The sequence below is a fragment of the Halobacillus rhizosphaerae genome (assembly GCF_046719735.1).
GTDB classification, from domain to species: domain Bacteria; phylum Bacillota; class Bacilli; order Bacillales; family Halobacillaceae; genus Halobacillus_B; species Halobacillus_B rhizosphaerae.
Window position 1 is genome coordinate 1 of the sequence record NZ_JAUTWQ010000035.1, and the last position, 25551, is coordinate 25551.

Here is a 25551-nt window from a genome sequence, read left to right on the forward strand (position 1 = left end):
CCCGTGAGGTCGGGGGTTCGATCCCCTCCGCCGCTACTAAAAGAAGACAGCCGCTTCCATGTTCCTGTTCGATGGCGCATGGATGGGACTGCCTTATATCGCAAGCATAGTCCTTGTTCAAATTCGAAACGAAAAAACAGTAGATCGATTACATACAAGGCCCGTTGGTCAAGTGGTTAAGACACCGCCCTTTCACGGCGGTATCACGGGTTCGAATCCCGTACGGGTCATCGTTACACATTCTTGTCTAATAAAGAAGGCGTGTTCCATTATGGAACACGCCTTCTTTTATGTATGTAATTATCCAAAAACGTCTCCTTGTTTACCTTCGTCCACAAATAAATCATTTTCTCCAGCAGCTAGTAACGATACAAGAATATTTAAAATAAAAAAGCAGATTTGCCATTAGCAAACCTGCTTTCGTATAGAAATGCGCATCTTTTACTTATTGTCATAGACAGCAAGCTATCCTTTTTTAGCACCTCGACCTCCACGTTTGGATTCCGTGTGCTTTTTCAGTGATGCCAGACGATCTTCGCTATCCTTCATAAAACGGTTCATTTTCTGTTCAAATGATTCCGCTGGTTTACGAGGTTTTTGAGGACGGCGACTCTGGTTTTCTTTTGCTTTTTTGATGGATAAACCAATCTTCCCATCATCTCCAACATTAATGACTTTCACCTCAACCTGATCTCCCTGGCTAAGATGTTCATTAATGTCTTTTACATAGTTATCGGCAACCTCACTAATATGAACAAGTCCAGTCTGGCCATCGGGGAGCTCAACGAAAGCTCCGAAATTAGTGATACCTGTTACCTTCCCCTGCAGCTTGCTGCCTACTTCAATTGACATAAAAACAATGCTCCTCCTTAAAATTTCGATAAAAATATCCTTCTTACCTGTTATTATATATAAGCTTTGAAAAAAGTGTCAATAAGATGGGTCCTCATTTGGCATTTTGAAAATGATTTCCCCTTTTTTAGAGAAGAAATAATCACTTCGAGCAATTTGAAGGACATAATCCTCATTATTAAGCATTTCGACTTCTTCTTTCAAATCCTTTTTCTTTTCCTTTAGTGAAGCCATTTCTGTCTGCAGTTTCTGATAGTGCTGCTGCTTCTCTGCATAAATAGACTGTTGGTTTACATGATACATAACCATGGCTCCCGCGACGACCATTACCAGCAAGACAAACATAACGAGACGCCGAATTAAACGCTTCTTCTTCTTTTGATGTCTCTCCATGTAGGCATCGTAATGCTTCATGTATGTAGAATCCAGACGTGTAACCGGCTGTTCCTTTGCCATGGACGTGAGGCCTCCTTTACTTTTTTGGGAATATTTTTTTCCAGTTCTTCATAGTATTCTTTATTTTAACCCAAAACCCTGCCGCTTGTCTTAAGTTTTTTTTCAAATTTTTAGGTAATAGACGCCAAATAATAAGAAAAACAAACTTAATTGGATAAAATCCGACAAGAAGCACTATGAATATTCCCTTATAAAGTATCTTATAAACCCCAAACAGTAAAGATATGAGAATCACAATCAGCATTCGAATGGGCCAGATAATCAACCGGTAAATAGCTGTTTTAACGCCTTTAACGATCGCGGTAACGATCTTAATCCATAGTTCCAGCGCTTTCAGATAGATCCCTTGGAACAATGCATGATAAGCGGCAAACCCGCAGATGAGAGCCACAAAAACGTAGATTCTTAGTTCACCGTAATTTGCCAGATATAAGATGTAAAATATAAAAGCGGCTTGAAACAGCCAGAAGAAGAGCTGGCGAAAGACTTCCAACCAGCTTTTTTTATTTCGTTGAGAAAAGAGTCTTTCAAAGGTATCGATCGCTGCACCTACATAAATTCCTCCAGCGAGCATGGACAGCATGGTTATGAATTGAGTCGTCAGCGTCATTTGAAGAGCTTGCTAAATAAACCTTTAGCTTTCTCCCCCTGATGTTCATCAAGATAAGTCATCTCATAGACTTTACCCTTGATCGCTACTATCCCAGCCTCAAGATCCAAGTTCTTCATTTGGAGGTTCTGGCCCCTGATGACCAAGTAACCCATACTTGTCTGAAGCAAGAACTCTTCACTATCGAAGCTGTCTACTTCTTTGACCCCTGAGATTTCTAAATTTCGTCTATTCCATACTTTCACATTATGTTCGGCTTGTTGGGTACGTATGCCCTGATTTTTCTCATAAACATCCATTTTTGCAGCCTCCTTCTCTAGTACAAGCTATGAGAAGAGAAGGCGATTTAGAACATGGAAGAACGAAACAAAGGAGGAGAGACGACTCAAGTGTGCCTGTTTCTTGCTGCCTAACTAAAAACACCCGAACTAGGAAAAATCCATGGTTCGGGTGTTCATGTAAGTAGAATTCTTTATCATTGCTATTTTACCGGCTCTTCCTTCTTAATCTCATAAAGAGAGGCGGCTTCATTCTTATTAACATTTTCTTTTAGCGATTTCACTTCGATGGTTAATACCTTCTGGCCAAATTGAATCTTGAGTTCATCCCCGATCTCCACATGGCTTGCTGCTTTACTTTGGCTGCCATTAATGCTGATCCGGCCTTGATCTGCCACTTCTTTTGCCAATGTACGCCGTTTAATTAATCGAGATATCTTCAGAAATTTATCTAAACGCATAAAATTATTCCTCTCCTTTATATTGCTGCTTTGCTTCGATCCATAGTTGTTCCATTTGATCTAAATGATAATCGTTTAGAGTACGTCCTTTCAATTCAGCCGCCTCTTCCATTGCTTTCATTCTCATTCGGAACTTTCGATTGGTTCTTTGTAAAGCTGTTTCACTATTAATTTTATAATGACGGGCAAGGTTCGTTATGGCAAAAAGCCAATCCCCAAACTCTTTTTCCATTTCTTCTTTGTCCTCATTCGCTCTTGCCTCTTCAAATTCCTGCCACTCTTCTTTAACTTTTTCAATTACGAGCTGCACATCATCCCAATCGAACCCTACTTTTGCTGCTTTTTTCTGCAGTTCTTCCGCTTGAAGCAGAGCAGGGAAACTCCCGGGAACAGAGTCTAACATAGATACGGATGTTTTTCCCTTTTCCTCCTGTTTAATGGCTTCCCAATTCTTTAAGACGTCTTCCGTACCTTCGACTTTCACATCTTGAAAAACATGAGGATGACGGCGGATCATTTTTTCCGATATGGACAAGATGACATCATCTACGGAAAAGTAACCTTCGTCTTCTCCAATCTGACTGTGAAGCATTATTTGCAGGAGCACATCTCCTAGTTCCTCTACCATGTGATCATCGTCTTCATGATCTACCGCATCTATAAACTCATAGGCTTCTTCGATTAAATATTTTCTAAGTGATTCATGGGTTTGCTTTCGATCCCATGGGCATCCATCCGGGCCTCTTAATTCTTTAATAATTTCCCGCAGTCGGAAAAAGGTATGGTTAAGGTTTTCTTTTTGAACAGGAGCAATGTATACACTTGTCAGGTTATCCACTTCGACTTTACGATCAAGGTCCTCAAGGGAGACCGTCAAAACTTTCTCCTTTTCACTTCCAGCGGCTGTAACAATGGTAACCGGATAGTCTGCGGGCAGATCTTCAAGCAACGTGAGTTTAACTTCCGAGGCGATCATAGAATCATATACCTGACACAGGAGAATATGATTCAAAAATTGAAGTTCCTCCCTTTTAAGGGAAGTGGCATCTACACATTGAAACCCCTCGATTGGATCGATTTTAAGTGCATTAAAGGTAGCATCAAGAAAACTCTGTCCGCCTTTTATATTTAAAACAGCTTGCCCGGTTTTTTCCTCTTCTAATAGCAGCTGTACCGTTCTTTCTGCAAGCATCGGATGACCTGGAACTGCATAGACTACGTCTGTCTTTTTCGCTGCTTCTAGCAGCTGAGAAACAATACTTTCATAAACGGTCTCAAATTGGTCATGATCTTCATACGTATCATCAAAGCTGGTAAACGTAAGGCCTTCTTTCTGCAGTTCTTCAAGAACAGGGTGGTTTTCCGTACGAACAAAAAGCCGGTCTTGCTGTTCTTTTAACAACCGGTAGATCCCTACTGGCAATTGATTAAGATCCCCAGCACCTAAACCGATAATTGTAATTGAATTCATTTATTCTCTCATCCCTTTCGGAAGTAGTCTAATCAGCCATCTGCCTTTGGGCAGTGCTTCTAGTTCCCTGTTTGATAAGGCCCCCAGCCTTAAGAGAATTAGTAAATAGATCAGCGCGCCTATACCTGTCATAGCAAGTGTGTAGACCAGCAGTGAAAAACGATGGTCTAAGAAAACAGATACCGGGAGTATTTCCTTCATAGCGATAAGCGATATGCCCATGCCTCCTATAGAAACAACAGCAGAAAACCAAGGTAGATCAAGCCATTTGATTACATGAAAATCTTTATTTAATAAAATCAGGTTGCCTGTCATCACCACCGCCGCGGCCAGGATCGAAGCGAGAGCTGCTCCATGTAATTGATAAATAGGGATCAGCAAAAGGTTGGCTCCCCATTTGATTACTACCCCAGCGGCCACCAAAAGCGCGGTATGAGTTACCCGCCCGAGACCCTGAAGGACAGAAGAAGTAGTGATAGCCAGGGAGCTGAATAAAATGATCACCATAAATAACCTCAGGGCGCTTGTTCCTTCTGAATCCTGGAAAAACAGTTGATTAATTTCAGGAAATAAGACAATGAGACCAACAGCTGCCCCTAACGCTAACAAAAAGCTGAACTTCACAGCAGCAAATATGTATCCATGAACCTCTGTTTGCTTCTCCTTCAATTTTTTTCTCGTCACGGAAGGAATAAGCGCAAGGGCGATCGAAGAAGCGAGCACCGTTCCCAGCTGGATCAATGGCTGTCCTCGATCAAATATCCCCTTATAAATTTTAGCAGCTTCCTGTTCCATGCCTGATTCAATTAGATGGGGAACCAGAGTTAAGGAATCGACAAGCTGCAGCATTAAGAGCAGCATGTAATTAAAGCAAATAAATAACCCGTAAAATAAAATGGTTTTTAAATAAGAGACTGAGAAAGACTCCCATCTCGCTTTAGTCCATATTTGATCTTTTCTAAGGAAATATCCAAGAATGAGGATGGAAACAAGTGAACCCAGGATCGATCCCGCTGCTGCTCCTATTCCCAAGTGATAAATGCTGCCGCCTTTTACAACATAAACCGCAGTCAGAATAATAACAGAAACCCGGACTAGCTGTTCGGCAACTTGAGTAACTGCGGTTGGCTGCATGTTATTAAGCCCTTGATACACCCCGCGGAAAAGGGAAGTAAAGGGTAAAAATAGAAAAACAAAAAAGGCCGCTTTTAAAGAAGAGACTAACTTAACATCTCCCATAACAGCAGCTATACGTTTCGCCTCTGTATATCCCAATATAAAGATAACGAAACAGATGCCCATCAGCCAGGTAAAAGCAGGTATGTAAAAGCTGGAAAAAGATAATGACTGGTTTTGCTCTTTTATTTCGGAAACAAGCTTAGAAATAGCAACTGGAAATCCGTATAAGGATAAGATTAGTGTCATACCCAGAATCGGATAAACTTGCTGGTAAATATAAAAACCAAGATCCCCTGCAATATTTTGGAGAGGAATACGGTAACCTGCACTAAGCACCTTACTGAACAGACCAGCCAGGGTGAGCAAAACGGCTCCTCTAACTAACGAATGTGAATTATGATGATTGGTCATTTTGGACCCTTTCTACTTTAGTTCTAGATTCCTCCTCATTATAGCATAGATAAAGCGGCCAAGCGCTGTTCACAGGCCTGGCCGTCTACACAGCTATTCCATTTGTTTAGCAAGGAAACTGGCCCCTGTTTGTACTGCTTTTGCTGCGCCATCTTCAATGGGCGAACCTTCTTTATTAAAGGCGACAACACATCCAATAGGGTCTCCCTGAGCGATAATAGGATGAATAATATAAGAGATCACATCTTCTTCTTTACCCTTAACGAACTCAATAGGATTCGGGTGTTTCTCCTGGGCAGAATTTCTCCCTTCCATCACTTGTTCAATCTTTTCTCCTATTGATTGGTTTAAATAATCTTTTTTAGACCCACCTGCTACTGCAATAAATTCGTCCCGATCACTTATAAGTATAGGTACCTCTAATGCTTCACTTAACGCTTCGGCGTATTCTTTTGCAAAGTCGCCAAGCTCGCTAATCGGCGAATATTTCTTTAAGATAACTTCTCCTTCACGATCTACAAAGATCTCAAGGGGGTCTCCCTCTCTGATTCGAAGTGTTCGGCGGATCTCTTTTGGAATAACCACTCTGCCTAGATCATCAATACGACGTACTATCCCTGTTGCTTTCATTCTTCTGCTTCCTCCCATTCTTAGATGACTTCCTCAAATCTATTCTGTTTGACTGCTGCAGAATAACGGGTGTTAAAGATAGTATGGTACACCAGAAAAAACCTATACACCATGGTATGGGTTTTTTAATAAAAATTCGGTTTTTTACCGTTATTTTCTATTATTTTTGATGAATTTTACTTGATCTTTAGGTGTGGTGAAAAATATAGAGGCATTTGTTTCGTATAACAGCACCTAAAAGTCAGGTCCACCACTCACTCTCCAAGAACACCCATTAGCTCAATCTGAACGAAGTAGGATCATGAAATCCTGCCATTATGAAAGTTTGAAGCGCACTTCAACTGAATAAACAAAGGAACTTCCTCAAAGAAGTCCCTTTGGTACAGTCTTTACTAGAACATAGCACTGTATGATAGATAGAGTTCGGCATCCACCCTTAACTATAAAGAATACTTTTTAAATGTCTCGACGAAGAGCACTGAGTACATCTATTTTTGTTGCCTTTTTCGCAGGTTTCATACCTGACAGCATCGCCACACCCATACTGAGCACGACACAAATAAGCACGAGATAAAATGGAATATACGATAATTGAATAACTTGGTCGAGTTTTTCATTGAAAACTCCTTTTATAACATAAGGAAGAAGTTTATTGATGCCAAAGGAGACTAGATAAGCTGCCAGCACGCCGACGATCGCACCCACGAGTCCAATATAGCTGCTTTCCATTAAGAAAATGCTCCGAATCAGTTTCGGGGTTCCACCAATGGCTTTCATCACTCCAATTTCGTGAGTTCTCTCTGTGACCGCCATGGACATGGTATTGTAAATTCCAATGGAAGCAATAAGAAGTGCAATGAGTCCAATAATAACCAGCCCAGATTTCACTACAGCAAATACAAGATTTACTTGATCTAACTCCTCAGTTACAGAATAAATATAATACCCTTCTCCTTTTAGTTTCTTAGAGATTGCATCGACATTCTCCATATCATTGGCGATCACTTGCACATCATTGTACGTACGCTCTTTTTCATTCTTAATTTCCTGCTTTTGATCTTTCGACATCGACGGAGTTAATTCGATTCCTAAAGGAGTCTTAGTGAAATCCTCCATCTGATTAAGCATACCTTCCGTGATGTAGACGTCCTCATTTTTCATCCAATCACGAGCAGGAGCTTCTGTAATGCCTGCAATTTTTAAAGAAAAAGTTTTCGTTTTCTCTTTTCCTTCAAAGAACTGCTTGACCTTCCACTGCACTTGTTTTCCTAATAGTTCCCCCGTGAAGGTCTTTTTGTCGGAAGGTGAACCACTATCCGTTTTGCCGTCTTTTTGCTGCTTGTGAAGCGACTCTGCAAAATGATAGCCAACGACGACTTCATTTTCATGCTCCGGTAAGTGTCCCTTGGAGAGCTTTAAACCTGCTTTCTTCTCTGCTGAAAAATCCATCGCACTTACTTGTGGCTTTCCTTGATATTCTTGCAGATGGAGAGTAGAGTTATTTTGAACAAACAGCTTCTTCGTAACGGTTTTCACATGATCCATGGACTGGAAACGGTCAATATCTTTAGCTGTGATGCCGTTTGCTTCTCCTTCTTTCCCCGTCTTCTTTCCCTGGACGGTTACAGCAGTCACGGATTGATCCTGCAGAAGGTCTTTCGTAATGAAACGCTGAGCACCGAACCCGACTGAGGCGAGTACGATTAAGAAAGCACATCCGATAGCAGTAGCTAAAATCGTCATAAACAAGCGCGACTTATTTTTTTTCATATTTTGCTGGATAAATTGAATGCGATCTTTCCACCTCATCTGCTCATCTCCTCTTCCTCAAGAATGGAACCACCTTCTAAGCGAACGGTTCGATCAGCGATAGATGCCACTTCCTCATCATGAGTAATGATGACAAAAGTGATCCCTTCCTCCTTGTTTAATTGCTGAATAAAGGCAAGCAATTCTGCTTCTGTTTCATTATCTAAACTTCCGGTTGGTTCATCTGCCAAAATAATCGGCGGATTTACCACAAGTGCTCGAGCTACAGAGACACGCTGCTGCTGGCCGCCAGATAATTCAGATGGGTAATGGCCCTCCAGCCCTTCTAGTTCGACTCGCTTAAATATTTCGGCTACCTTTTGCTTCCTTTGTTTATCCGGCACACCTTGCATGACAAGCGGAAGTTCTACATTTTGAAATGAAGTCATGCTCGGAATTAATTGAAAGCTTTGGAAGATGAATCCCAAATGGTCCGCCCGAAAGCCCGCCCATTGGGATTCAGTGAAGTTCGTAACGTTTTCCCCCTGAATCCTTACTTCACCACTCGATGGTTTTATATATCCGCTTAATAAATTTAGCAAGGTCGATTTACCTGAACCGCTCCGGCCCACAATGGAAACGATTTCCCCAGCTTCTATGTTCAGGTTTATATTCTTTAGTACAGATACTTCCTGACGCCGATTCTTTTTTCCTACGTAGAAAGAGTGATAGAGATGGTTTACTTCAATCACGCTCGATTCCTCCTTAATAGTTCTCACCTTTATAGACGGATAAAATTAAAAAAACGGTTCTTTTTTTAGAAATTAATTTCAATAAGTTATCCATCGTATATATGTGTGATAAAAGCAATAAGGAATTGAAACATAATAGGGGAACCAGGAATCTGAGGATGTACGGAAAGTGACCCAAGAGGGGAGTGAAACGGTAATTACATATAGATGAAAACACAGAAAGCCCGAGCCAACGGAAATCATTGGCTCGGGCTTTCTAGTGAAAAAAAATCTATTGTCTCTACCTTTAAATATTAAGCGGTCGTTGTTTCTCTAGACATATCAGGCAGATGCTGAATAAATTCTTCAATGGTTTCATAGCGCTGTAAAAAAGATGACTTATCCCATGTAAAAGTTACCTTCAGCTGCTTATCTTCTGTGGCAAGCTGTATGATCCGGCCATATTTATTGGCGAATTCAAAGAGTTTAGCACCGTCAATTTGCTGACTTTGCTCCGCTTCCATAAGGATTTCCACCTTTTTCTTCTTTTCAGAGATGGATTCGATTCTGGCCTTCTTCGCATACAAACGAATAGAAGATACCTGAAACAGATGAGCAACTTCCTCTGGATAATCACCAAACCGGTCGATCAGCTCATCGCGAAGATCGTGAATGTCCTCGATCGTCTCAATTGCCTGAAATTGTTTATACATATCAATTTTCTGCTTTTCATCACGAATATAGCTTTCTGGAATATACGCATCAATCTGTAAATCAAGCTCAGGCTGGAAGGGCTGCACCGCTTGCGGTTCTTTCCCCTGCTGTTTAGCCTCAATGGCATCCTTAAGCATTTGAGAGTACATATCGAAGCCGACTGAATCTATAAACCCGTGCTGCTGGGCACCAAGTAGATTCCCTGCCCCTCGAATGGATAAATCTCTCATGGCAATCTTGAAGCCTGAACCTAATTCTGTGAATTCTTTTATGGCCTGCAGCCGCTTCTCAGCCACTTCGGTTAACACTTTGTCTTTTTGATAGGTGAAATAGGCATAGGCGACCCGATTAGACCGTCCTACTCTTCCTCTAAGCTGATACAGCTGACTAAGTCCCATTCGATCAGCATCATAAACGATCAGCGTGTTCACGTTAGGAATGTCGACTCCCGTTTCAATAATAGTCGTACTGACTAATACGTCGAATTCTCCTTCGAGGAAGGAAAACATAACATTTTCAAGCTCCGTTTCATTCATCTGACCATGCGCAAAGGCGACTCTGGCTTCGGGAACAAGGGCAGAGATTTCCTGAGCCATCCGCTCAATGTTTTCAACACGATTAAACAAAAAGAAGACTTGCCCATCCCTGGCCATTTCTCGTTCTACGGCTTCACGCATAAATACAGGGTTATACTCCAGCACATAGGTCTGGATAGGGAACCGGTTCTCAGGCGGCGTCTCGATGACGGAAAGATCCCTGACTCCAAGCATAGACATGTGAAGCGTTCTTGGAATAGGGGTTGCCGTTAATGTTAAAACGTCGACGTTTGATTTCAATTGCTTAATTTTCTCTTTATGCTTTACACCGAACCGCTGCTCTTCGTCCACGATGAGCAGTCCTAAATCTTTAAATTGAACATCCTTCGATAATATCCGATGCGTGCCTACCACAATATCGACCAACCCTTTACGCAAGCGATCTGTGGTTTCCTTTTGCTGTTTCTTTGTTCGGAAACGACTCAGTAAACCGATATTAATTCCGAAATCCTGAAACCGTTCCTGAAGCGTTTCAAAGTGCTGCTGAGCTAAAATAGTCGTGGGCACCAGCAGAGCGACCTGTCTGCCATCTTCAATGGCTTTAAAGGCCGCACGGATGGCCACTTCTGTTTTTCCGTAGCCGACATCTCCGCACAACAAACGGTCCATCGGCCGTATTCTCTTCATATCTTCTTTAATCTCTTCAATACAGCGCAGCTGATCTTCGGTTTCCTCATAAGGGAAAGCCGCTTCAAAATCATGCTGCATTTCTCCATCTTCACCGAAGGCATGGCCTTTGGACGCTTCCCGCTCCGCATAGAGTTCAATAAGATCATCAGCAATATCTTCCACGGAGGCTTGAACCCGGCGTTTCACCTTACCCCATTCGCTGCCGCCTAATTTATAAACTTTCGGCTCTTTTCCTTCTGACCCTACATATTTCTGAATCAGATCGATTTGATCAATCGGAACGAACAGCTTATCATTACCGGAGTATTTCACCATTAGGAAGTCTTTATGCGTCCCATTCATTTCTAGCGTTTCAATCCCGAGATATTTGCCGATCCCGTGATTGGCATGAACGATATAGTCGCCTGTTTTTAATTCCTGGTAATTCTTAATCCTCTCCGCATTGGAGAGTTTCTGTTTCCGTTTAGGCTTTGCTGTCCGCTTCTTAAAGAGTTCATTTTCAGTTAAAACAGCCAGCTTGTGCATCGGCCATTCAAATCCACTGCTAATGTTTCCTGTTTCAATTGTCGGAGTGCTTACCGGAAGCGTTACGGGATCTTTTCCAATAACGGCCTCCATATTATAGTCTTCCAGCACAGCTTTTATCTTTTCCATCCGCTGTTTATCCGGCGCAAGGATAATGACCGAATAGCCTTGTTTACTCCAGCGGTCCATCTCATTTTTCAATAAATTCATTTGACCATGAAACTGCTGCATCTGACGACTGGAAATATTCACTATGTTCTGTGGATGGGCATAAGCGATATGCCTCATGAATACTGACAAATATAAGCGCGGCTGCTTCATATTTGCCCACGTATCATGCCAGTCATAGGAGATCTTTAAATCACGGACCGTTTGATTTGCTTCCAGCAGGCTCTGGTGCCATTCGGCCTCTTCTTGATCTAAGCGATTGGCCGTTTCCTGAATCCTGCTCATCTCATCGAGAATCAGCAGTCCATTCTCAGGCAAGTAATCTAACAAACTCATAGAAGGTTCATAAAAATAGCCAATATACTTATACATATCCTGAAAACGCTCACGATGCTGCAAGCGTTCCAAGTCTTGTTCTATATAGGAATGCAGAGTATCCTTCGCCTCTGACTTCGTTAATTTCTTTAAGGAATGACTGAGAGCTGTTTCAAGTTTGTCAGACGCACGAGCGAAATCTTCATCCTGTAATAGCAGCTCTGTTGCTGGTCCGACATACATTTCCTTAAATTTATCCTGTGACCGTTGCGTCTCGGAATCAAATGTCCGAATCGAATCTACTTCCGTATCAAACAATTCAATACGATAAGGAAATTCTGCCGTTAAAGGATAAATATCAAGAATTCCACCGCGGAGTGAGAATTCCCCGGGGGTGGCGACCATCTCCGTCCGCTCATACCCCATGTTGACCATGCGTTCTAGATATTGATCAAGATCAATATCTTCTCCAACACGAAAAGGGAGCTGATTATGCTCCCAGTAAGATTTCGGCGGCATCATTCTTTTTAAAGCGGCAACAGGAGCAATTAAGATGCCTGTTTCCTGTCTTAACCAATGATTCAGTGCATCTATGCGCTGACTTCTCAGTTCTGGACTTGCAATCGCAATCTCTGAAGCAATGAGTTCATTTACCGGATACAGGTGGACTTGACTGGAATCGGTCAGCTCCTGCATATCCTCATATAGCTGCTGAGCCTGAATGAGCTGATGAGTGACCAGCAGGACTGGTCGTTTCAATGATTCATTCAACAGCGACGCGAGCACACTCCTTGACGAGCCGGATAATCCAGCCACCATCTGTTCCTTCATGCCGGACTCAAAACCGCTTACAACAGATTGGATGTCATCATGCGGATATAAATAATCCTTAATTCCTTGCATAACATACTCCTCCACCATCAAGACGTTCTATTAACCGCTGCGTGATTTAATGAATAAAAAAATCCAGCTCATGATAGTGAGGGTTCTGATCAAGAGCCTGTTCACATGAATCACAAATGGTTTGGATCGTTAAGTCCCCATTTTTGTATACCTGAACCATTTCGCGGGTTTCTTCTTCGTTTAAACATTCAAGACCAAGCTGGGTTACATCTACCTGGTGAGCATCCAATTCACCAACGGGACGATGACAATGCCGGCACATATAATGGATCTTCATGAATACAACCTCCTTGACGGGTGATTGTATATAGTTTTGCCGGCGGTCATACAGCTTATACGATGTTATCGTGACAACTCAAGCATTAAACTCATTCATAACCTCGTTAAAAGGTTTTTCTATCCAGGCTTCGCAAGCCTTCACCGCCTGGTCCATACTATTAAAAACAGGCTCCTGCTGTTCTTTATCAAATTTACTTAATACATAATCCACAACAGACATAGGCACAGAAGGACGCCCAATACCAATACGGAGCCGTTTAAACTCTTTCGTTCCTAAATGATCAATAATATTTCGAATTCCATTATGTCCTCCATGGCTTCCCTTTTCTCTCAGCCGAATTTTTCCTGGAGGAAGATCTAAATCATCGTAAGCTACGAGCACATCCTCAGTTTCAATATTATAATAATCCATGAATTGACGAAGTGATTCACCGGATAAATTCATGTAGGTGAAAGGTTTTAATAACAGCACTTTCTCACCATTTACATGTTCAATGGTATAAACCCCACGAAATTTTTCCTGCTGAAGCGTCCAGTTATTTTGTTTCGCTAATTCATCGATAATCATAAAGCCTACATTGTGCCGTGTTTGGTCGTACTTCTTCCCTGGATTCCCAAGGCCAACAATACACTTCATACGTACAACTTCCTTTTCTTAGCTAAGCGCTATTCATTTATTATACCAAAGCACTCTAAAAAATTATGTCAAAACAGCCCGAATTTGAAGAAATTCAAATAAGCGGTGTGGTTGCAGCTTGAAACCGCAAAAAGTGAACCCGCTGAAATCAATTTCCCAGACGACAAATAAAAAGGACGGGCCTTTTGGCCACGCCCCTTTAAATGTAAAGTCTTTATTCTTGGTCTTCTTTGTTTTCTTCTTCGTCGTCGTCATCACTTTTCTCATTGATAACTTCTGGTTCAGCATCTTCATCAATTTCCGGCTCTTCCGGCATTTCCTCTGGAGGAGTAACGGAAACAATGGTCGTGTTCTCATCTTCAGTGATTTCATAACCGCGTTCAGCAGTTAAATCACTAACCATGATGCTGTCGCCAATATTTAATTCAGAGACATTTACAACAATCTCTTCTGGAATATCGCCAGGTTTAGCACGAACCGCAAGTTCATACAATGGCTGCTGAAGTACGCCGCCTTCTTTAGTACCGGCTGCTTCACCTTCCAGATGAACTGGTACTTCTACATCCATTTCTTCAGACATATTAACTACGTAAAAGTCTGCATGAATAAGTTCGTCTTTAAGTGGATCAATTTGATACTCATGAAGCATTACATCCACTTTGGATTTGCCTTGGATATCAAGGCCGATGATCGCATTCTTTCCTTCGTCACGAACAGTTTTTAATAGTTCAATGCTATTAACTGTTACTGTGATGGGTTCTTTATCTTTTCCGTAAACAACTCCTGGAACATTTCCTTCTTGACGGAGTTCACGTGTTACGGACTGTTTGAGATCCTGTCTTTGATTTGCTTTAAGCGTAATAGCCAACTTAATCTACCTCCAATAAAATAACCATTCGTCTTCTTAATGTCTTTCCCTAACAAACGAGGGTTAAACCTATTTATCATAAAAAAATTAATCAAATAAAATACTAATGGACTGGCGTTCATGAACTCGAATAATCGCTTCACTAATTAATGGAGCGACAGAAAGACCAGTGATCTTCTGGCTGTTTTTTTCTTCACTTAACGGAATTGTATTCGTAACCACTAATTCCTTGATCATAGAATTATTAATTCGGTCAATGGCCGGGCCAGATAGAACAGGGTGTGTACAACAAGCGTATACTTCTTTCGCACCATTTTCAACTAGTGCATTAGCTGCTAGTGTGATCGTTCCTGCTGTATCAATAATATCATCAATGATAATTGCCGTCTTTCCTTCAATATTACCAACAATATTCATGACTTCAGATACGTTCGGGCGCGGACGGCGTTTATCAATAATGGCAATAGGCGCCTTCAGGCGGTCTGCCATTTTTCGTGCCCGCGTTACTCCGCCGTGATCAGGGGAAACGATGACAACATCTTCAAAGTTCTTCTCTTCAAAGTAATCCGAAAGAATCGGAACACCAACTAAGTGGTCAATAGGGATATCAAAGAAACCTTGAATCTGAGGAGCGTGCAGGTCAAGCATCAGCACTCTGGAAGCTCCGGCAGTTTCTAGCAAATTAGCTACTAACTTCGCTGTGATGGGTTCGCGCGCTCTCGCTTTTCGGTCTTGTCTTGCGTACCCGTAGTAAGGCATAACTACGTTTATCGTTCTCGCAGAAGCGCGTTTCAGGGCATCAATCATAATGAGTAATTCCATAATATGCTGATTGACCGGTTCACACGTTGATTGAACGATATATACATCGCAGCCGCGGATACTTTCTTCAATATTTATTTGGATTTCTCCATCACTAAAGTTAGTAACTGTACATTTCCCAAGTTCCGTTCCAATATTCTCTGCGATTTCTTCCGCAAGCTCCGGGTTGGAGTTTAATGAGAATACTTTTAATTTCGAATCCTTATATCCAGTTGACATGGATTGCACCCTCCGTTAACCTTTTTTATTCGCCTTTAATTTACTAACATAGCCTTCTTTGTTGGTCTGGCGCGCTCTGGCGATTGATAGTGCTTCTGACGGGACGTCCTCATTAATGGTTGACCCCGCTGCTACATAAGCGCCCTTACCTACAGTAACTGGAGCAACTAAATTTGAATTACAGCCAATGAAAGCATCGTCTTCAATGGTCGTCAAAAATTTATTCTGCCCATCGTAGTTTACTGTTATTGTACCACAACCAATGTTCACACCACTTCCAACTTCTGCATCTCCAATATAACTTAAATGAGAAGCCTTACTTCCAGCGCCAAAGGAAGCTTTCTTCACTTCCACAAAGTTGCCGATTTTAACGTCATCGCCTAAGTTAGATTGAGGACGAATGTGCGCAAACGGTCCAATTTGAACACGTTTTCCAATGCGGCTGTTTGCTGCGACACTTTGCTTCACAACTGTTGATTCGCCGACATAGCTATCCGTAATAGTCGAATGCGGTCCAAGTACCACTTGATCCTCAACGACCGTTTCTCCTTCCAGCACACAACCAGGGTGTACCACGACATCTTGTCCTATTTTAACGTCAGGACTGATGTACGTGTTGTCGGGATCCACAATCGTTACTCCATTGCGCATATGTTGCTCATTAATGCGCTGTTTCATGAGTTTCTCGGCTTTTGCCAGTGCAACACGATCATTGACTCCCAAAGATTCTGCAAAATTAGCTGTTTGATAAGCACTTACCGTTTCTGACTTGCCTTTTAGAATTTCTACCACATCAGGCAGATAATATTCGCCTTGCACATTATCATTGGAAACACTTTTCAAAGCAGCAAATAGCGCTTGGTTATCAAAACAGTACGTTCCCGTATTAATTTCCTGGATCGCCTGCTCCTCTTCGGAAGCATCCTTTTGCTCGACAATGCGCTCAACCTGGCCATTACCACTGCGGATCACACGCCCGTATCCCGCAGGGTCTTCAGCATGAGCAGTGAGAATCGTTGCTTTTGCATCTTCCGCTTCATGATGGTCTAACATATTCTGCAGTGTTTCACTCGTCAGGAGCGGCGTATCTCCGCAAACTACCACAGTTGTTCCTTCTTTATCAGCTAAAAGATCGTCCGCTTGAAGCACGGCATGACCTGTCCCCAATTGTTCCTCTTGAACGACATAACGGCTGTCTTCACCCAGTTGTTCCTGGACTTTTTCAGCTCCAAATCCAACTACCGTAATGAGTTCACTTAAATTTAAAGGTTTTAATTGATCAACAACGTGCTGGACCATCGACTTTCCACATACAGGATGCAGCACTTTGTAAAGCTTCGATTTCATCCGTGTACCTTGGCCGGCAGCAAGAACTACAGCATAACGGTTACTCATGAACGACCCTCCATTCATCCTATTTATCCACTATGAATAATATCTTAAAACCAGGGTGATTTCAACAATCCGACCTTTCCAAGGCTCCTCTTTAAAATGCAGCACTTTTGCCCAGGCTGAAGCACATGCTTCCGTTTAAGCCTGACAAGCCTAAGACGAGCAAAAGAGCGGATGTATTCGGTCTGCGACTCGAAGCTAGATGTGGTGGCTTCACACCGCAAAGAGGGATCCATATCTAAATCAAATGATCATTTCCTAGACGATTAAAAAAGAAGCCTAACCTCAGTTAAAGGTTAGGCTTCTTGATTACGTAATTTTAAGATGCACCTGCTTCTTCGTATTCAACCTCTGAATTCTCCTCACCAGCACGGTGATATTCTTCAAGGACAGCGTCCTGAATTTTCCCGCGAGTTCCAGAGTTAATCGGGTGCGCGATGTCCCGAAATTCTCCATCAGGAGTTCGCTTACTAGGCATTGCTACAAATAAACCATTGTTGCCATCAATCACCCGGATATCATGGACAACAAATTCCTGATCTAAGGTAATAGAAGCAATTGCTCGCATTCTTCCTTCAGTATCAACGCGTCGCAGTCTTACGTCAGTTACTTCCATTATGATTCACCACCTTTTCCCCAAAAAGAACTTATTACAAATATTCCACAAAACACCAAAAATTCCTGCTAGTTTTTAAAAAAAATTTTTCTAATTATCTAAATTTCTAAATTAGTCTTTCTTTTGACCTATAAATAAAGCCCCTCACGTTAAACGTGAGGGGCTTTATTCTTAATTAACTTCAAATGCAGCGTTAGATATGACTCAATAAATTTCCAGGTCGGACTTCTATAGAGGCTTGGCGGTCATCAGCGTTCATGATTTGAACGAGAGAGAGATAGTCATCTACCACACGTTCTTCTTCTTCGTCCTCTGCTTCCGCCAATACACCGATGCCTGCGACTTCTGCATTAAATTCTTTCAATAAGCTTCGCATGCCCATAATGGTTCCGCCTGCTTTCATAAAGTCATCGATAATACAGACTTTTGAGCCTTCCTGCAGGGATCGCTTGGTGAGTACCATGGTTTGAATTTTACGCGTGGATCCGGAAACGTAATTAATACTTACGGTGGATCCTTCTGTCACTTTAGGGTCGCGCCTGGCAATTACAACCGGAACATTTAAATAGGAGGCCACTGCATAGGCAAGCGGAATCCCCTTTGTCGCGACAGTCATAATGACATCAATTTCTTTATCTGAAAACGCCGATGCGAACAGCCTGCCGATATTTCGAGTGACTTCTGGATCTCCGAGAATATCACTCATAAATAAATATCCACCCGGCAGCAGCCGTTCTGGATCTTCTAAACGTTCACAAAGCTGACCAACGAAAAATTCGCTGTACTCTTTGGAAAAGGCAGGGACATACTTGACTCCCCCGGCTGCTCCAGAAACCGTTTCGAGATAACCGATCCCTTCGCTCTGGAACATTTTATTAATAATCCCCAAGTCTTCACTAATTGATGACTTGGCAGCATCATATTTACTTGAGAAAAAAGGCAGAGAGATAAGTACACGAGGCCGATCAAGCACATAATGAGTCATGGCTACGAGTCGTTCACTTCTTTTCATGAATAAAAACTCCTCAAAATCCGAATATTTTAATTAAATATATCAGATTTGTACGGATTTTATCAAGTGGTTTCCCGATAACCAAGCATTCGAACCATATAAACTTCAGCACAAAAGCCCTTTAGGCTGTTGTAAATTCTCTGAGCTCTCGCGTCTTGAGCGACTAAGGAGAAGACCGTAGGACCGCTCCCGCTCATGAGTACAGCATCTGCTCCACCCTGACGCATTTGTTCTTTGATCTGATCCACTTCCGCATGCAGCCCGACGGTCACGGCCTCCAGGGTATTGCCGACCTCAGAACAAATTCGTTCAAAGCTGTCCGTACGCAAAGCCTCTACCATAGCGGCAGTATCTGGATGAAAGGCATTCTCCAGAGATAACGCTTGGTAAATGGAATGGGTAGATACTCCGACGGATGGTTTCGCTAACACGACCCAGCATGGAGGCGGGGCGGGAAGATGTTGAATCTTCTCTCCACGTCCAGTGGCTAATGCCGTACCTCCGTACACACAGAACGATACATCTGAGCCTATTTCAGCACCTAATTCAGCAAGTTCCTTCATCGAAGCATTTAACCCCCAGAGACGGTTTAACCCCCTTAGAACAGCCGCAGCGTCACTGCTGCCACCGGCTAGCCCTGCTGCTACCGGTATGTTTTTTTCTATAAAGATTTTCACACCGTGTGCGACCCTGTAACGATCTTTCAAGAGCTTCGCTGCTCGATAAGCAAGATTTCGTTCGTCGTTTGGTACAAACCTGCTTTCCGATTCCACTTGAATCTTCCCATCGGGCTTATAAGTTAATTCAATCCGGTCAGCTAAGTCGATGGTCGTCATGACCATCTCAACTTCGTGAAATCCATCCTCTCGTTTATGTAAAACATCTAGAGACAAGTTAATTTTAGCAGGAGCCTTCTCCAAAATTTGCATACTGCCATCTACTCCTTACAGATTATCTTAAAGCATTGTACCATAAAATGTTTCCCAGTGGAGACATCCAGATAAATCATACAAAAAGCTCCCCGGCACCAGTGGCCGGGAAGCTTGAAGTTAAAACTGGTCCTTTACCATTTGTTCCTCTGCCATTTGAATGGCACGTTTCACCATATTGCCGGCATCACGAGTTGTAATACCGCCCCAGCCATCACTTTGAACCTTGTCGTAAAACCCAAGTTCTTTCGCGATTTCTTCTTTCAACGAATCGGACATAATGCTTCGTCTCCGTCCCATCGTCTTCAGCTCCTTTCGCTTTCACTTAGTAAGCTACGACAAACTTAGTATGTGAAGGAACCTTAAAATCATTTGCGGCATATGTATGTAAGCATGGCAACCTTTTCTAGTGTAGATTGTCAAAAAAAGCGCAAAATAAAAAGCAGCAAACACAAGGTTTACTGCTCGATAGCTAAAGTCTGTAGATCGTCGAAGTTTAGTTCAACTGTCTCTGTTAGTACGTCTGCATAACTATAAGAAACACGTTCAAAAGCATTTTCATCTTGGTCAAGCTCTACAATAAAAACGGCTGGATAAGTTTCAGCCAGTATTCCAGAGCGTTCAATCGTTTTACGACGCCCGCCATTTGCTTTTAATGTCAGACGCTTGCCAATTTGACCTTCTAAGGACTGCTTGATTTCCACTAACGTTTTAGCCACTACACTCCACCTCACTATTTAAAAATATATCACAATCTTAGGACAAAGTCAAATAAAATATTTAATTATACCAATATGTTAAAATCAATGTCAACATAATAACTTGTGAAATATGTTCTTAGTTAGGATTTCCAGACACAGGAAAATTATGTGTATTTCACCTAAAACTGCTTTATAAAGGCATTTACAGTCATATTTATTTGAAAATTCGAACCAAGATGTTTATAAAAAAACGCAGCTGTTTTTCTTTTTTTCAGCTGCGTTTTTTTATGATTAAGACAGGTCTTCCACTTCTTTAGAATAGGGCATACCAATTCTTAACAATCCTCTTGTTTCTACGCCCCCCAGCCCTTCCTGACCGCTGATCGTGTTCCGAATAACATCCCAGATATTAATGTGGTCCATAAATGAGGTATAAGCTACTCGGGCAGCAACATAAACAGGATCCACGGCATGGATATTAACACGGGCAGGAGAGCTTGCAAAATTAGCCCCCGCTCTTATTAATGATTCAAAATGCGACTGACAGGCACCAGCAAAGATCACAAGCTGATCAAAGTGAGGGTGGTGCTGTCGAATATTGCGAACAGCTTCTACAAAATAGCGAGAATGGCGGTATGCCTCTAAATCCCGCATCGATCCCTTTATCTTTGAGTAAGCATCATGACCCGTCAGAACGACGATTTCCGGCTGAACCTTTTCAACAAGTGCCATCACTTGATCGGGCATTTCTCTTTCATGTAAATATTGACCATGAACCTGTAATCCCAGCTGTTCATAGAGTTGAATGCATTTTTTTAAAAAGAGGGGGTCCCCATCAATATGAAGAATGCGAGGCGGGATTTGAAAGTAGTTAACTTCTTCTTTAGCATTCGCATATCCACTGCCTGCTTCGGACTCTCTTTTCTCTTTAAGAAGACGGTAATCCTGACGAAACAAACGGTACGAATACGCTTCTTGTTTGTCGATTTGAGACTTTCTCTGATGATATTCCGTTCCAGTTACCTGTCTAAGATCGTCGATCGGTGCATCTGCTTCTAACCGAATGTCTTCCCCCATCAGTTTTACATAGGAACCATCTAAAGACTTCACCCTAAATAAAACATCATGCTGATAAGACTTTCGTGTAACAAGATCTCCATTGGTTATCATAATTAACTCCACCTCACAACAAGACACTACTTTAGTGTATGTAAAAGGTGGAGCCATGTGCTATTTAATCTTTATGCGGCAGCAGAATGTCAGCAAGGCGAGCGAATTCTTCCATAGACAGAGACTCACCTCTGCGATTAGGATCTATATCAATTTCAGCTAGCCGCTCCCCTATTTCCGCCTTATCAAGATTTCCTTTAAAATGCCGAGCTAAATTGTTCATCAATGTTTTTCTCCGCTGCCCAAAAGTGGCTTTCACCACATTAAAGAAAAAGGTCTCATCTTTCACATTCACAGGTGGAGCAGACCGCATCTCTAAGTGAAGAACAGAGGAGTCAACATTCGGCTGCGGCATGAAGACGGTTTTCGGTACGTTCATGACGACTTTAGCACGGGTATAGTACTGGACGGCAATCGATAAGGACCCGTAACTCTTTGTATTGGGTTCCGCAGCCATACGGTCTGCAACTTCTTTCTGAATCATAACCGTAATGCTGTCTACAGGTAAACGATCCATCAGCAGTTTCATTAAAATGGGAGTGGTAATGTAGTACGGCAGATTAGCTACCACCCGGACAGGCTGACCAGGACGGAATTGCTCCTCAATCACCTGCTTTACATCAGATTTCAGAATATCCTGGTTGATCACATGAACGTTAGAATAGGAAGTAAGCGTATCGTCAAGGATAGGAAGCAGCCTTTGGTCAATCTCAAACGCCACAACCTTCTCCGCATGCTGGGCAAGCTGTTCTGTAAGGGCCCCGATGCCTGGACCAATTTCAATCGCTGCAGCGGCTTCATTAATGCCTGCCTGCTCAATAATATTCTTCAGGATATTCACATCAATTATAAAATTCTGCCCTAAACTTTTCTTAAATGAAAAGCCATAGGCTGCTAAAATCTCTTTCGTACGTGTTGGTGTCGCCACGGCTTTATTGTTCATTGCGTTCCTCCTGCATGATCTGGTTCATGACTTCATTTAATTGTCTGCGGGTAATCTGAAACATATTCAACCGCCGTAATAATTGTTTGCCATTCGTCTTTCCAATATGAAGCTCTATGCCTAGCTTCTCTCGTCTAGAGCTTGCTTGAGGTCCTCCGATAAGTCCATAGTGAAGAAGCTCCGATTTCGTAATTTCGTCCTCAACCCTATCTGTCAGCTCATAGACGGCAGATAAGGCTTCTATGATATCCTGACTTGAGGCATGTTCAATGCCGATCCCTTTATCTTTTTTAGCCCGGGCCAGGTGTTTGGGCAGAAAAGCATGTTTACAACCCGGTACACACTGAGAAACGATGTGACGGATCCTCTCGCCCGGATAATCAGGATCAGTGAAAATTATGACTCCACGTTTCTCCGCAGCATGGCGGATCTGCTCAATAATCTCGTCATTAACAGCTGAACCATTAGTTTCAATCGTATAAGCATCGACAGCCTGGCGGATTCTCGCTGTATCATCTTTGCCTTCAACTACAATTACTTCTTTTATCTTCAATTTCTTATCCTCCAGCGGCTTGGTAAACCGTTAATCTTTTCATAGCATACCACACGAGTTTAAATGCGAAAAAAGCAGAGGAAATCATTCCTCTGCCTGGGTGATATTATTTCCCTAAAATTTTCACTTTCACAGATCGGCTTCCATAATTTAAAGCTTCCCCTTTAGAAGAAACAAACAAGTCGATCCGATTTCCATTGATAGCACCGCCGGTATCTCCAGCAACTGCATATCCATATCCTTCAACCCATACGCGGCTCCCTAGAGGGATAACGCTTGGGTCTACGGCCACTACTTTCATACCAGGGTTAGCTTTCAGGTTGATACCTGTAGCTGTAACTCCTGAACAACCAGAACAATCAGCGGTATACTTGGTCGCATGCATGTACAATGTTTTGCTACTGCTCGACTCACCGCGAGAAGCTGTCTGGGTAATCGTATTAGAAGAAGACTTCGATGCCGAAGCATGAGAACTGGACTTACTGCTGCTTGATGCGACAGCTGAAGAGGATGGTGAATCCGCAGTATGTGCCGGTTCAGGCTTTTCGCTCACCTTAGTTCCAATAGCAACAATCCGTTTCTTGCTCTTCTTATCAACGGTTTTGTCAATTAGCTTCCGGTCTGTTTCTTTTCCATTTTTTAAAGTAACTTCATACTTTTTCGTGATTTTCCCATTCTGTCCGTCAGATAATACTCTTTCTTCCCCTTTAGGAATCGAACTGTCTTTCTTAGTAACGACTGTATATTCCTGCTCTTTTTCCACGGTATCCGTCACTTTTTCAATACGAGTAATAGTGACAGCAGCATCGGCTGTAAGTGTTTTATCTTTTGCAGGCTTTAATTTATCGAGCTTATTTAGTGAGACATCTTGATTTTCTAGCAGCTCATGCACTGTAGAAGCTGTTGTCCATACGTTCTTTTTCTTTCCACCATCATTTAAGCTTACTTGAATGGCATGGTTAACCTCAATATTCATCCCATCTTTAATGGGCGTGCTTGCTTTCTTAGACACTTCGTCACGATCCTTTAATTCCAGGCCTTCCTCTTTAAAGAAGCCGCCGACCGTTGAAGCTGTCGTGAAATATTCCTTCTCTTCGTTATCCATGGCAAGATTAATTGACTTGGACGCCTCGTATGTAACATCCATTCCATATTTGACAGGATCTGATAATTTATGTGAAAGCTGATCATGAGGTTGTACAGTGATATCAAGATCTGATAATAATTGTCCAACAGTATTAGCATGAGTGCGAATGAATTGAGTTTTTCCGTCTTGAGTCACTTGTACAGAAGCCTTGGTAGCTTCGTAAGTTACTGTTCCTAAAAAGGCAATACTGATAATTGAAATGATGAAAGCAAAAGCTACTTTTAAACCGAACTTTGATTTCAGACCTTTCAAAGATTTCATCGTTCCTGCCTCCTTTCTTATCACGTGTAGTAATAAAGTGATATGTCAGCAATTTGTTAACTCCAGCCCATAAATGGAAAAAGGAGTCAGTTGATAATTCACTGACTCCTACATTATGCATTTTCACCTGGACAATTAACATAACAGGAACATTACAATTATCATACAATTAGACTAGAAATTTGTAACATTAGCTCAAAAGTCCCCAATTTACGACTTTATTCCAAAAAATTTGAGCGCATTTGCTGTGGTAATCTCAGCAACTTCTTCATAGGTGATTTCTTTCAGCTCCGCGATTTGCTCAGCGACAAGCTTGACATAGGCTGGTTCATTGCGTTTTCCCCGATTGGGATGAGGAGCTAAAAATGGGCAGTCTGTTTCGACAAGCAAGTGCTCAAGATCTATCGCTTTTGCTACTTCTTTAGGAAGCTTTGCATTTTTGAAGGTCACAGGTCCCCCTAGAGAAATCATAAAGTTCATGTCAATGCACTCTTTCGCCGTTTCAACAGGACCACTGTAACAATGCATAATGCCCCCGACTTCCGCTGCATTTTCTTCTTTTAAAATCTCGACAATATCTTCGGTTGCTTCACGATTATGAATGATAATCGGCATGCGGACCTTTTTAGCTAATCTAATCTGCTTGCGAAACACTTCTTTTTGGACGTCAGCGGGAGACTTATCCCAATGATAATCAAGTCCCATCTCTCCTAAAGCGACCACTTTAGGATGACTCGTTAACTCTTCAATCCACTGCAGGTCTTCCTCTTTCATATCAATAGCGTCTACAGGATGCCATCCCACGGCCGCATAGATATCCTCATGGTTTTCCGCGATTTCAATGGCTTTAGGGATCGTTTTATGGTCAAATCCCACCACTGTCATATAACGAACACCCTCTGCTCGGGCACGTTCAATCGTCTCTTCCATATCTTCCTCGAATTGATCTGCGTTCAAATGAACATGTGTGTCAAATAACATCATTCCCCACCTCTCTATGGATTAAACAAAAGCGTAAGCGCCTGGGCGACCCGTCAAGCCTAAGACAAGCGGCGCTGTGAAGCGATCTTTCTTCACAGAGGCGATTGTCTTAGGACCTCGAGGGGCTGGGCGCTGGAGCTGGATGATACAAAAGCGTAAGCGCCTTGGTCAGCTGCGGCATGCATAAGTAAAACCATGACGTGGCGCTTTTTGCCACAGAATGGGATTGCTTATGTCACGAGCAGCTAGGCGCTGGAGCTGGATGATACAAAAGCGCAAGCGCCCGGGTGCCCAGACAATATCTAAAGGGAAAGCCCCTAAAGAAAGCTTTCCCTTTTTGTA

Annotated in this window: 26 protein-coding genes and 1 tRNA gene; 1 reads left to right on the top strand and 26 read right to left on the bottom strand. The window is 42.3% G+C overall.

What is annotated here, in order from left to right; genetic code table 11:
- The first annotated feature begins 158 nt into the window (after nucleotides 1-158).
- Nucleotides 159-230, top strand: a tRNA-Glu gene (locus Q7A53_RS20805).
- A gap of 235 nt (nucleotides 231-465) precedes the next feature.
- Here Q7A53_RS20805 and Q7A53_RS20810 read toward each other — a convergent pair.
- From Q7A53_RS20810 to Q7A53_RS20935, 26 genes are all read right to left on the bottom strand, one after another.
- Nucleotides 466-852 (bottom strand): S1 domain-containing RNA-binding protein, encoded by a 387-nt coding sequence (locus tag Q7A53_RS20810; RefSeq protein WP_411791135.1) that lies wholly within the window; start codon nucleotides 850-852, stop codon nucleotides 466-468.
- Between the two features lie 78 nt (nucleotides 853-930).
- Nucleotides 931-1308, bottom strand: a complete 378-nt coding sequence (locus Q7A53_RS20815; protein WP_411791136.1) for an FtsB family cell division protein — start codon at nucleotides 1306-1308, stop codon at nucleotides 931-933.
- A 16-nt stretch (nucleotides 1309-1324) separates the two neighbouring features.
- A complete protein-coding gene (gene yabQ, locus Q7A53_RS20820) occupies nucleotides 1325-1918 on the bottom strand; it encodes a spore cortex biosynthesis protein YabQ (RefSeq protein WP_411791137.1) in 594 nt (197 codons plus the stop codon).
- Nucleotides 1915-2217, bottom strand: a complete 303-nt coding sequence (yabP, locus tag Q7A53_RS20825; protein ID WP_411791138.1) for a sporulation protein YabP — start codon at nucleotides 2215-2217, stop codon at nucleotides 1915-1917. The genes yabQ and yabP overlap by 4 nt, the downstream gene beginning before the upstream one ends.
- Before the next feature lie 182 nt (nucleotides 2218-2399).
- Nucleotides 2400-2657, bottom strand: a complete 258-nt coding sequence (locus Q7A53_RS20830) for an RNA-binding S4 domain-containing protein (RefSeq protein ID WP_411791139.1) — start codon at nucleotides 2655-2657, stop codon at nucleotides 2400-2402.
- 4 nt (nucleotides 2658-2661) lie between these two features.
- Nucleotides 2662-4128 carry a bifunctional methyltransferase/pyrophosphohydrolase YabN gene (gene yabN / locus Q7A53_RS20835; RefSeq protein ID WP_411791140.1) on the bottom strand — a complete coding sequence of 489 codons (1467 nt, stop codon included), beginning with the start codon at nucleotides 4126-4128 and terminating at the stop codon, nucleotides 2662-2664.
- On the bottom strand, nucleotides 4129-5718 hold the full coding sequence (locus tag Q7A53_RS20840) for a putative polysaccharide biosynthesis protein (RefSeq protein WP_411791141.1): 1590 nt from the start codon (nucleotides 5716-5718) through the stop codon (nucleotides 4129-4131).
- A 93-nt stretch (nucleotides 5719-5811) separates the two neighbouring features.
- A complete protein-coding gene (spoVT, locus tag Q7A53_RS20845) occupies nucleotides 5812-6348 on the bottom strand; it encodes a stage V sporulation protein T (protein WP_411791142.1) in 537 nt (178 codons plus the stop codon).
- Nucleotides 6349-6804: 456 nt separating this feature from the next.
- Complete coding sequence (locus Q7A53_RS20850; protein WP_411791143.1) at nucleotides 6805-8157, bottom strand: ABC transporter permease; 1353 nt, start codon at nucleotides 8155-8157, stop codon at nucleotides 6805-6807.
- Entirely contained in the window at nucleotides 8154-8849 is a 696-nt protein-coding gene (locus Q7A53_RS20855; protein ID WP_411791144.1) for an ABC transporter ATP-binding protein, read from the bottom strand. Before Q7A53_RS20855 ends, Q7A53_RS20850 begins: the two co-directional genes overlap by 4 nt.
- A gap of 293 nt (nucleotides 8850-9142) precedes the next feature.
- Nucleotides 9143-12679 carry a transcription-repair coupling factor gene (mfd, locus tag Q7A53_RS20860; protein WP_411791145.1) on the bottom strand — a complete coding sequence of 1179 codons (3537 nt, stop codon included), beginning with the start codon at nucleotides 12677-12679 and terminating at the stop codon, nucleotides 9143-9145.
- A 46-nt stretch (nucleotides 12680-12725) separates the two neighbouring features.
- Nucleotides 12726-12956: an anti-sigma-F factor Fin gene (locus tag Q7A53_RS20865; RefSeq protein ID WP_411791146.1), complete on the bottom strand. Its 231-nt coding sequence runs from the start codon at nucleotides 12954-12956 to the stop codon at nucleotides 12726-12728.
- Nucleotides 12957-13034: 78 nt separating this feature from the next.
- Complete coding sequence (gene pth / locus Q7A53_RS20870) at nucleotides 13035-13595, bottom strand: aminoacyl-tRNA hydrolase (protein WP_411791147.1); 561 nt, start codon at nucleotides 13593-13595, stop codon at nucleotides 13035-13037.
- A 214-nt stretch (nucleotides 13596-13809) separates the two neighbouring features.
- Nucleotides 13810-14463 (bottom strand): 50S ribosomal protein L25/general stress protein Ctc, encoded by a 654-nt coding sequence (locus tag Q7A53_RS20875; protein WP_411791148.1) that lies wholly within the window; start codon nucleotides 14461-14463, stop codon nucleotides 13810-13812.
- 87 nt (nucleotides 14464-14550) lie between these two features.
- On the bottom strand, nucleotides 14551-15504 hold the full coding sequence (locus tag Q7A53_RS20880; RefSeq protein ID WP_411791149.1) for a ribose-phosphate diphosphokinase: 954 nt from the start codon (nucleotides 15502-15504) through the stop codon (nucleotides 14551-14553).
- Nucleotides 15505-15519: 15 nt separating this feature from the next.
- Nucleotides 15520-16899 carry a bifunctional UDP-N-acetylglucosamine diphosphorylase/glucosamine-1-phosphate N-acetyltransferase GlmU gene (gene glmU / locus Q7A53_RS20885; RefSeq protein WP_411791150.1) on the bottom strand — a complete coding sequence of 460 codons (1380 nt, stop codon included), beginning with the start codon at nucleotides 16897-16899 and terminating at the stop codon, nucleotides 15520-15522.
- A 316-nt stretch (nucleotides 16900-17215) separates the two neighbouring features.
- The gene (spoVG, locus tag Q7A53_RS20890; protein ID WP_411791151.1) at nucleotides 17216-17512 is read right to left on the bottom strand and encodes a septation regulator SpoVG; all 297 of its coding nucleotides are present in this window, start codon (nucleotides 17510-17512) and stop codon (nucleotides 17216-17218) included.
- Between the two features lie 193 nt (nucleotides 17513-17705).
- The gene (gene purR, locus Q7A53_RS20895) at nucleotides 17706-18524 is read right to left on the bottom strand and encodes a pur operon repressor (RefSeq protein WP_411791152.1); all 819 of its coding nucleotides are present in this window, start codon (nucleotides 18522-18524) and stop codon (nucleotides 17706-17708) included.
- Between the two features lie 62 nt (nucleotides 18525-18586).
- On the bottom strand, nucleotides 18587-19453 hold the full coding sequence (ispE, locus tag Q7A53_RS20900; protein WP_411791153.1) for a 4-(cytidine 5'-diphospho)-2-C-methyl-D-erythritol kinase: 867 nt from the start codon (nucleotides 19451-19453) through the stop codon (nucleotides 18587-18589).
- A 120-nt stretch (nucleotides 19454-19573) separates the two neighbouring features.
- Nucleotides 19574-19753: a small, acid-soluble spore protein, alpha/beta type gene (locus Q7A53_RS20905; RefSeq protein ID WP_411791154.1), complete on the bottom strand. Its 180-nt coding sequence runs from the start codon at nucleotides 19751-19753 to the stop codon at nucleotides 19574-19576.
- Between the two features lie 158 nt (nucleotides 19754-19911).
- Nucleotides 19912-20172 carry a biofilm formation stimulator Veg gene (gene veg / locus Q7A53_RS20910; protein WP_411791155.1) on the bottom strand — a complete coding sequence of 87 codons (261 nt, stop codon included), beginning with the start codon at nucleotides 20170-20172 and terminating at the stop codon, nucleotides 19912-19914.
- 273 nt (nucleotides 20173-20445) lie between these two features.
- On the bottom strand, nucleotides 20446-21324 hold the full coding sequence (yabG, locus tag Q7A53_RS20915; RefSeq protein WP_411791156.1) for a sporulation peptidase YabG: 879 nt from the start codon (nucleotides 21322-21324) through the stop codon (nucleotides 20446-20448).
- A 64-nt stretch (nucleotides 21325-21388) separates the two neighbouring features.
- Entirely contained in the window at nucleotides 21389-22267 is an 879-nt protein-coding gene (gene rsmA / locus Q7A53_RS20920) for a 16S rRNA (adenine(1518)-N(6)/adenine(1519)-N(6))-dimethyltransferase RsmA (RefSeq protein ID WP_411791157.1), read from the bottom strand.
- Nucleotides 22257-22820 carry a ribonuclease M5 gene (rnmV, locus tag Q7A53_RS20925; RefSeq protein ID WP_411791158.1) on the bottom strand — a complete coding sequence of 188 codons (564 nt, stop codon included), beginning with the start codon at nucleotides 22818-22820 and terminating at the stop codon, nucleotides 22257-22259. The genes rsmA and rnmV overlap by 11 nt, the downstream gene beginning before the upstream one ends.
- A gap of 106 nt (nucleotides 22821-22926) precedes the next feature.
- A complete protein-coding gene (locus Q7A53_RS20930; protein WP_411791159.1) occupies nucleotides 22927-24228 on the bottom strand; it encodes a ubiquitin-like domain-containing protein in 1302 nt (433 codons plus the stop codon).
- A 210-nt stretch (nucleotides 24229-24438) separates the two neighbouring features.
- On the bottom strand, nucleotides 24439-25209 hold the full coding sequence (locus tag Q7A53_RS20935) for a TatD family hydrolase (RefSeq protein WP_411791160.1): 771 nt from the start codon (nucleotides 25207-25209) through the stop codon (nucleotides 24439-24441).
- Nucleotides 25210-25551: the final 342 nt, after the last annotated feature.

Excerpts from the sequence above, each read along its gene's own strand:
- mfd (WP_411791145.1), bottom strand. The coding sequence starts at position 12,679 with ATGCAAGGAATTAAGGATTATTTATATCCGCATGATGACATCCAATCT.
- Q7A53_RS20830 (WP_411791139.1), bottom strand. The coding sequence starts at position 2,657 with ATGCGTTTAGATAAATTTCTGAAGATATCTCGATTAATTAAACGGCGT.
- glmU (WP_411791150.1), bottom strand. The coding sequence starts at position 16,899 with ATGAGTAACCGTTATGCTGTAGTTCTTGCTGCCGGCCAAGGTACACGG.
- yabN (WP_411791140.1), bottom strand. The coding sequence starts at position 4,128 with ATGAATTCAATTACAATTATCGGTTTAGGTGCTGGGGATCTTAATCAA.
- Q7A53_RS20810 (WP_411791135.1), bottom strand. The coding sequence starts at position 852 with ATGTCAATTGAAGTAGGCAGCAAGCTGCAGGGGAAGGTAACAGGTATC.
- Q7A53_RS20905 (WP_411791154.1), bottom strand. The coding sequence starts at position 19,753 with ATGGGACGGAGACGAAGCATTATGTCCGATTCGTTGAAAGAAGAAATC.
- Q7A53_RS20880 (WP_411791149.1), bottom strand. The coding sequence starts at position 15,504 with ATGTCAACTGGATATAAGGATTCGAAATTAAAAGTATTCTCATTAAAC.
- spoVG (WP_411791151.1), bottom strand. The coding sequence starts at position 17,512 with ATGGAAGTAACTGACGTAAGACTGCGACGCGTTGATACTGAAGGAAGA.
- Q7A53_RS20935 (WP_411791160.1), bottom strand. The coding sequence starts at position 25,209 with ATGTTATTTGACACACATGTTCATTTGAACGCAGATCAATTCGAGGAA.
- pth (WP_411791147.1), bottom strand. The coding sequence starts at position 13,595 with ATGAAGTGTATTGTTGGCCTTGGGAATCCAGGGAAGAAGTACGACCAA.
- Q7A53_RS20840 (WP_411791141.1), bottom strand. The coding sequence starts at position 5,718 with ATGACCAATCATCATAATTCACATTCGTTAGTTAGAGGAGCCGTTTTG.
- rsmA (WP_411791157.1), bottom strand. The coding sequence starts at position 22,267 with ATGAACAATAAAGCCGTGGCGACACCAACACGTACGAAAGAGATTTTA.
- Q7A53_RS20815 (WP_411791136.1), bottom strand. The coding sequence starts at position 1,308 with ATGGCAAAGGAACAGCCGGTTACACGTCTGGATTCTACATACATGAAG.
- Q7A53_RS20865 (WP_411791146.1), bottom strand. The coding sequence starts at position 12,956 with ATGAAGATCCATTATATGTGCCGGCATTGTCATCGTCCCGTTGGTGAA.
- Q7A53_RS20850 (WP_411791143.1), bottom strand. The coding sequence starts at position 8,157 with ATGAGGTGGAAAGATCGCATTCAATTTATCCAGCAAAATATGAAAAAA.
- purR (WP_411791152.1), bottom strand. The coding sequence starts at position 18,524 with ATGAAAAGAAGTGAACGACTCGTAGCCATGACTCATTATGTGCTTGAT.
- yabQ (WP_411791137.1), bottom strand. The coding sequence starts at position 1,918 with ATGACGCTGACGACTCAATTCATAACCATGCTGTCCATGCTCGCTGGA.
- yabP (WP_411791138.1), bottom strand. The coding sequence starts at position 2,217 with ATGGATGTTTATGAGAAAAATCAGGGCATACGTACCCAACAAGCCGAA.
- spoVT (WP_411791142.1), bottom strand. The coding sequence starts at position 6,348 with ATGAAAGCAACAGGGATAGTACGTCGTATTGATGATCTAGGCAGAGTG.
- yabG (WP_411791156.1), bottom strand. The coding sequence starts at position 21,324 with ATGATAACCAATGGAGATCTTGTTACACGAAAGTCTTATCAGCATGAT.
- Q7A53_RS20930 (WP_411791159.1), bottom strand. The coding sequence starts at position 24,228 with ATGAAATCTTTGAAAGGTCTGAAATCAAAGTTCGGTTTAAAAGTAGCT.
- ispE (WP_411791153.1), bottom strand. The coding sequence starts at position 19,453 with ATGCAAATTTTGGAGAAGGCTCCTGCTAAAATTAACTTGTCTCTAGAT.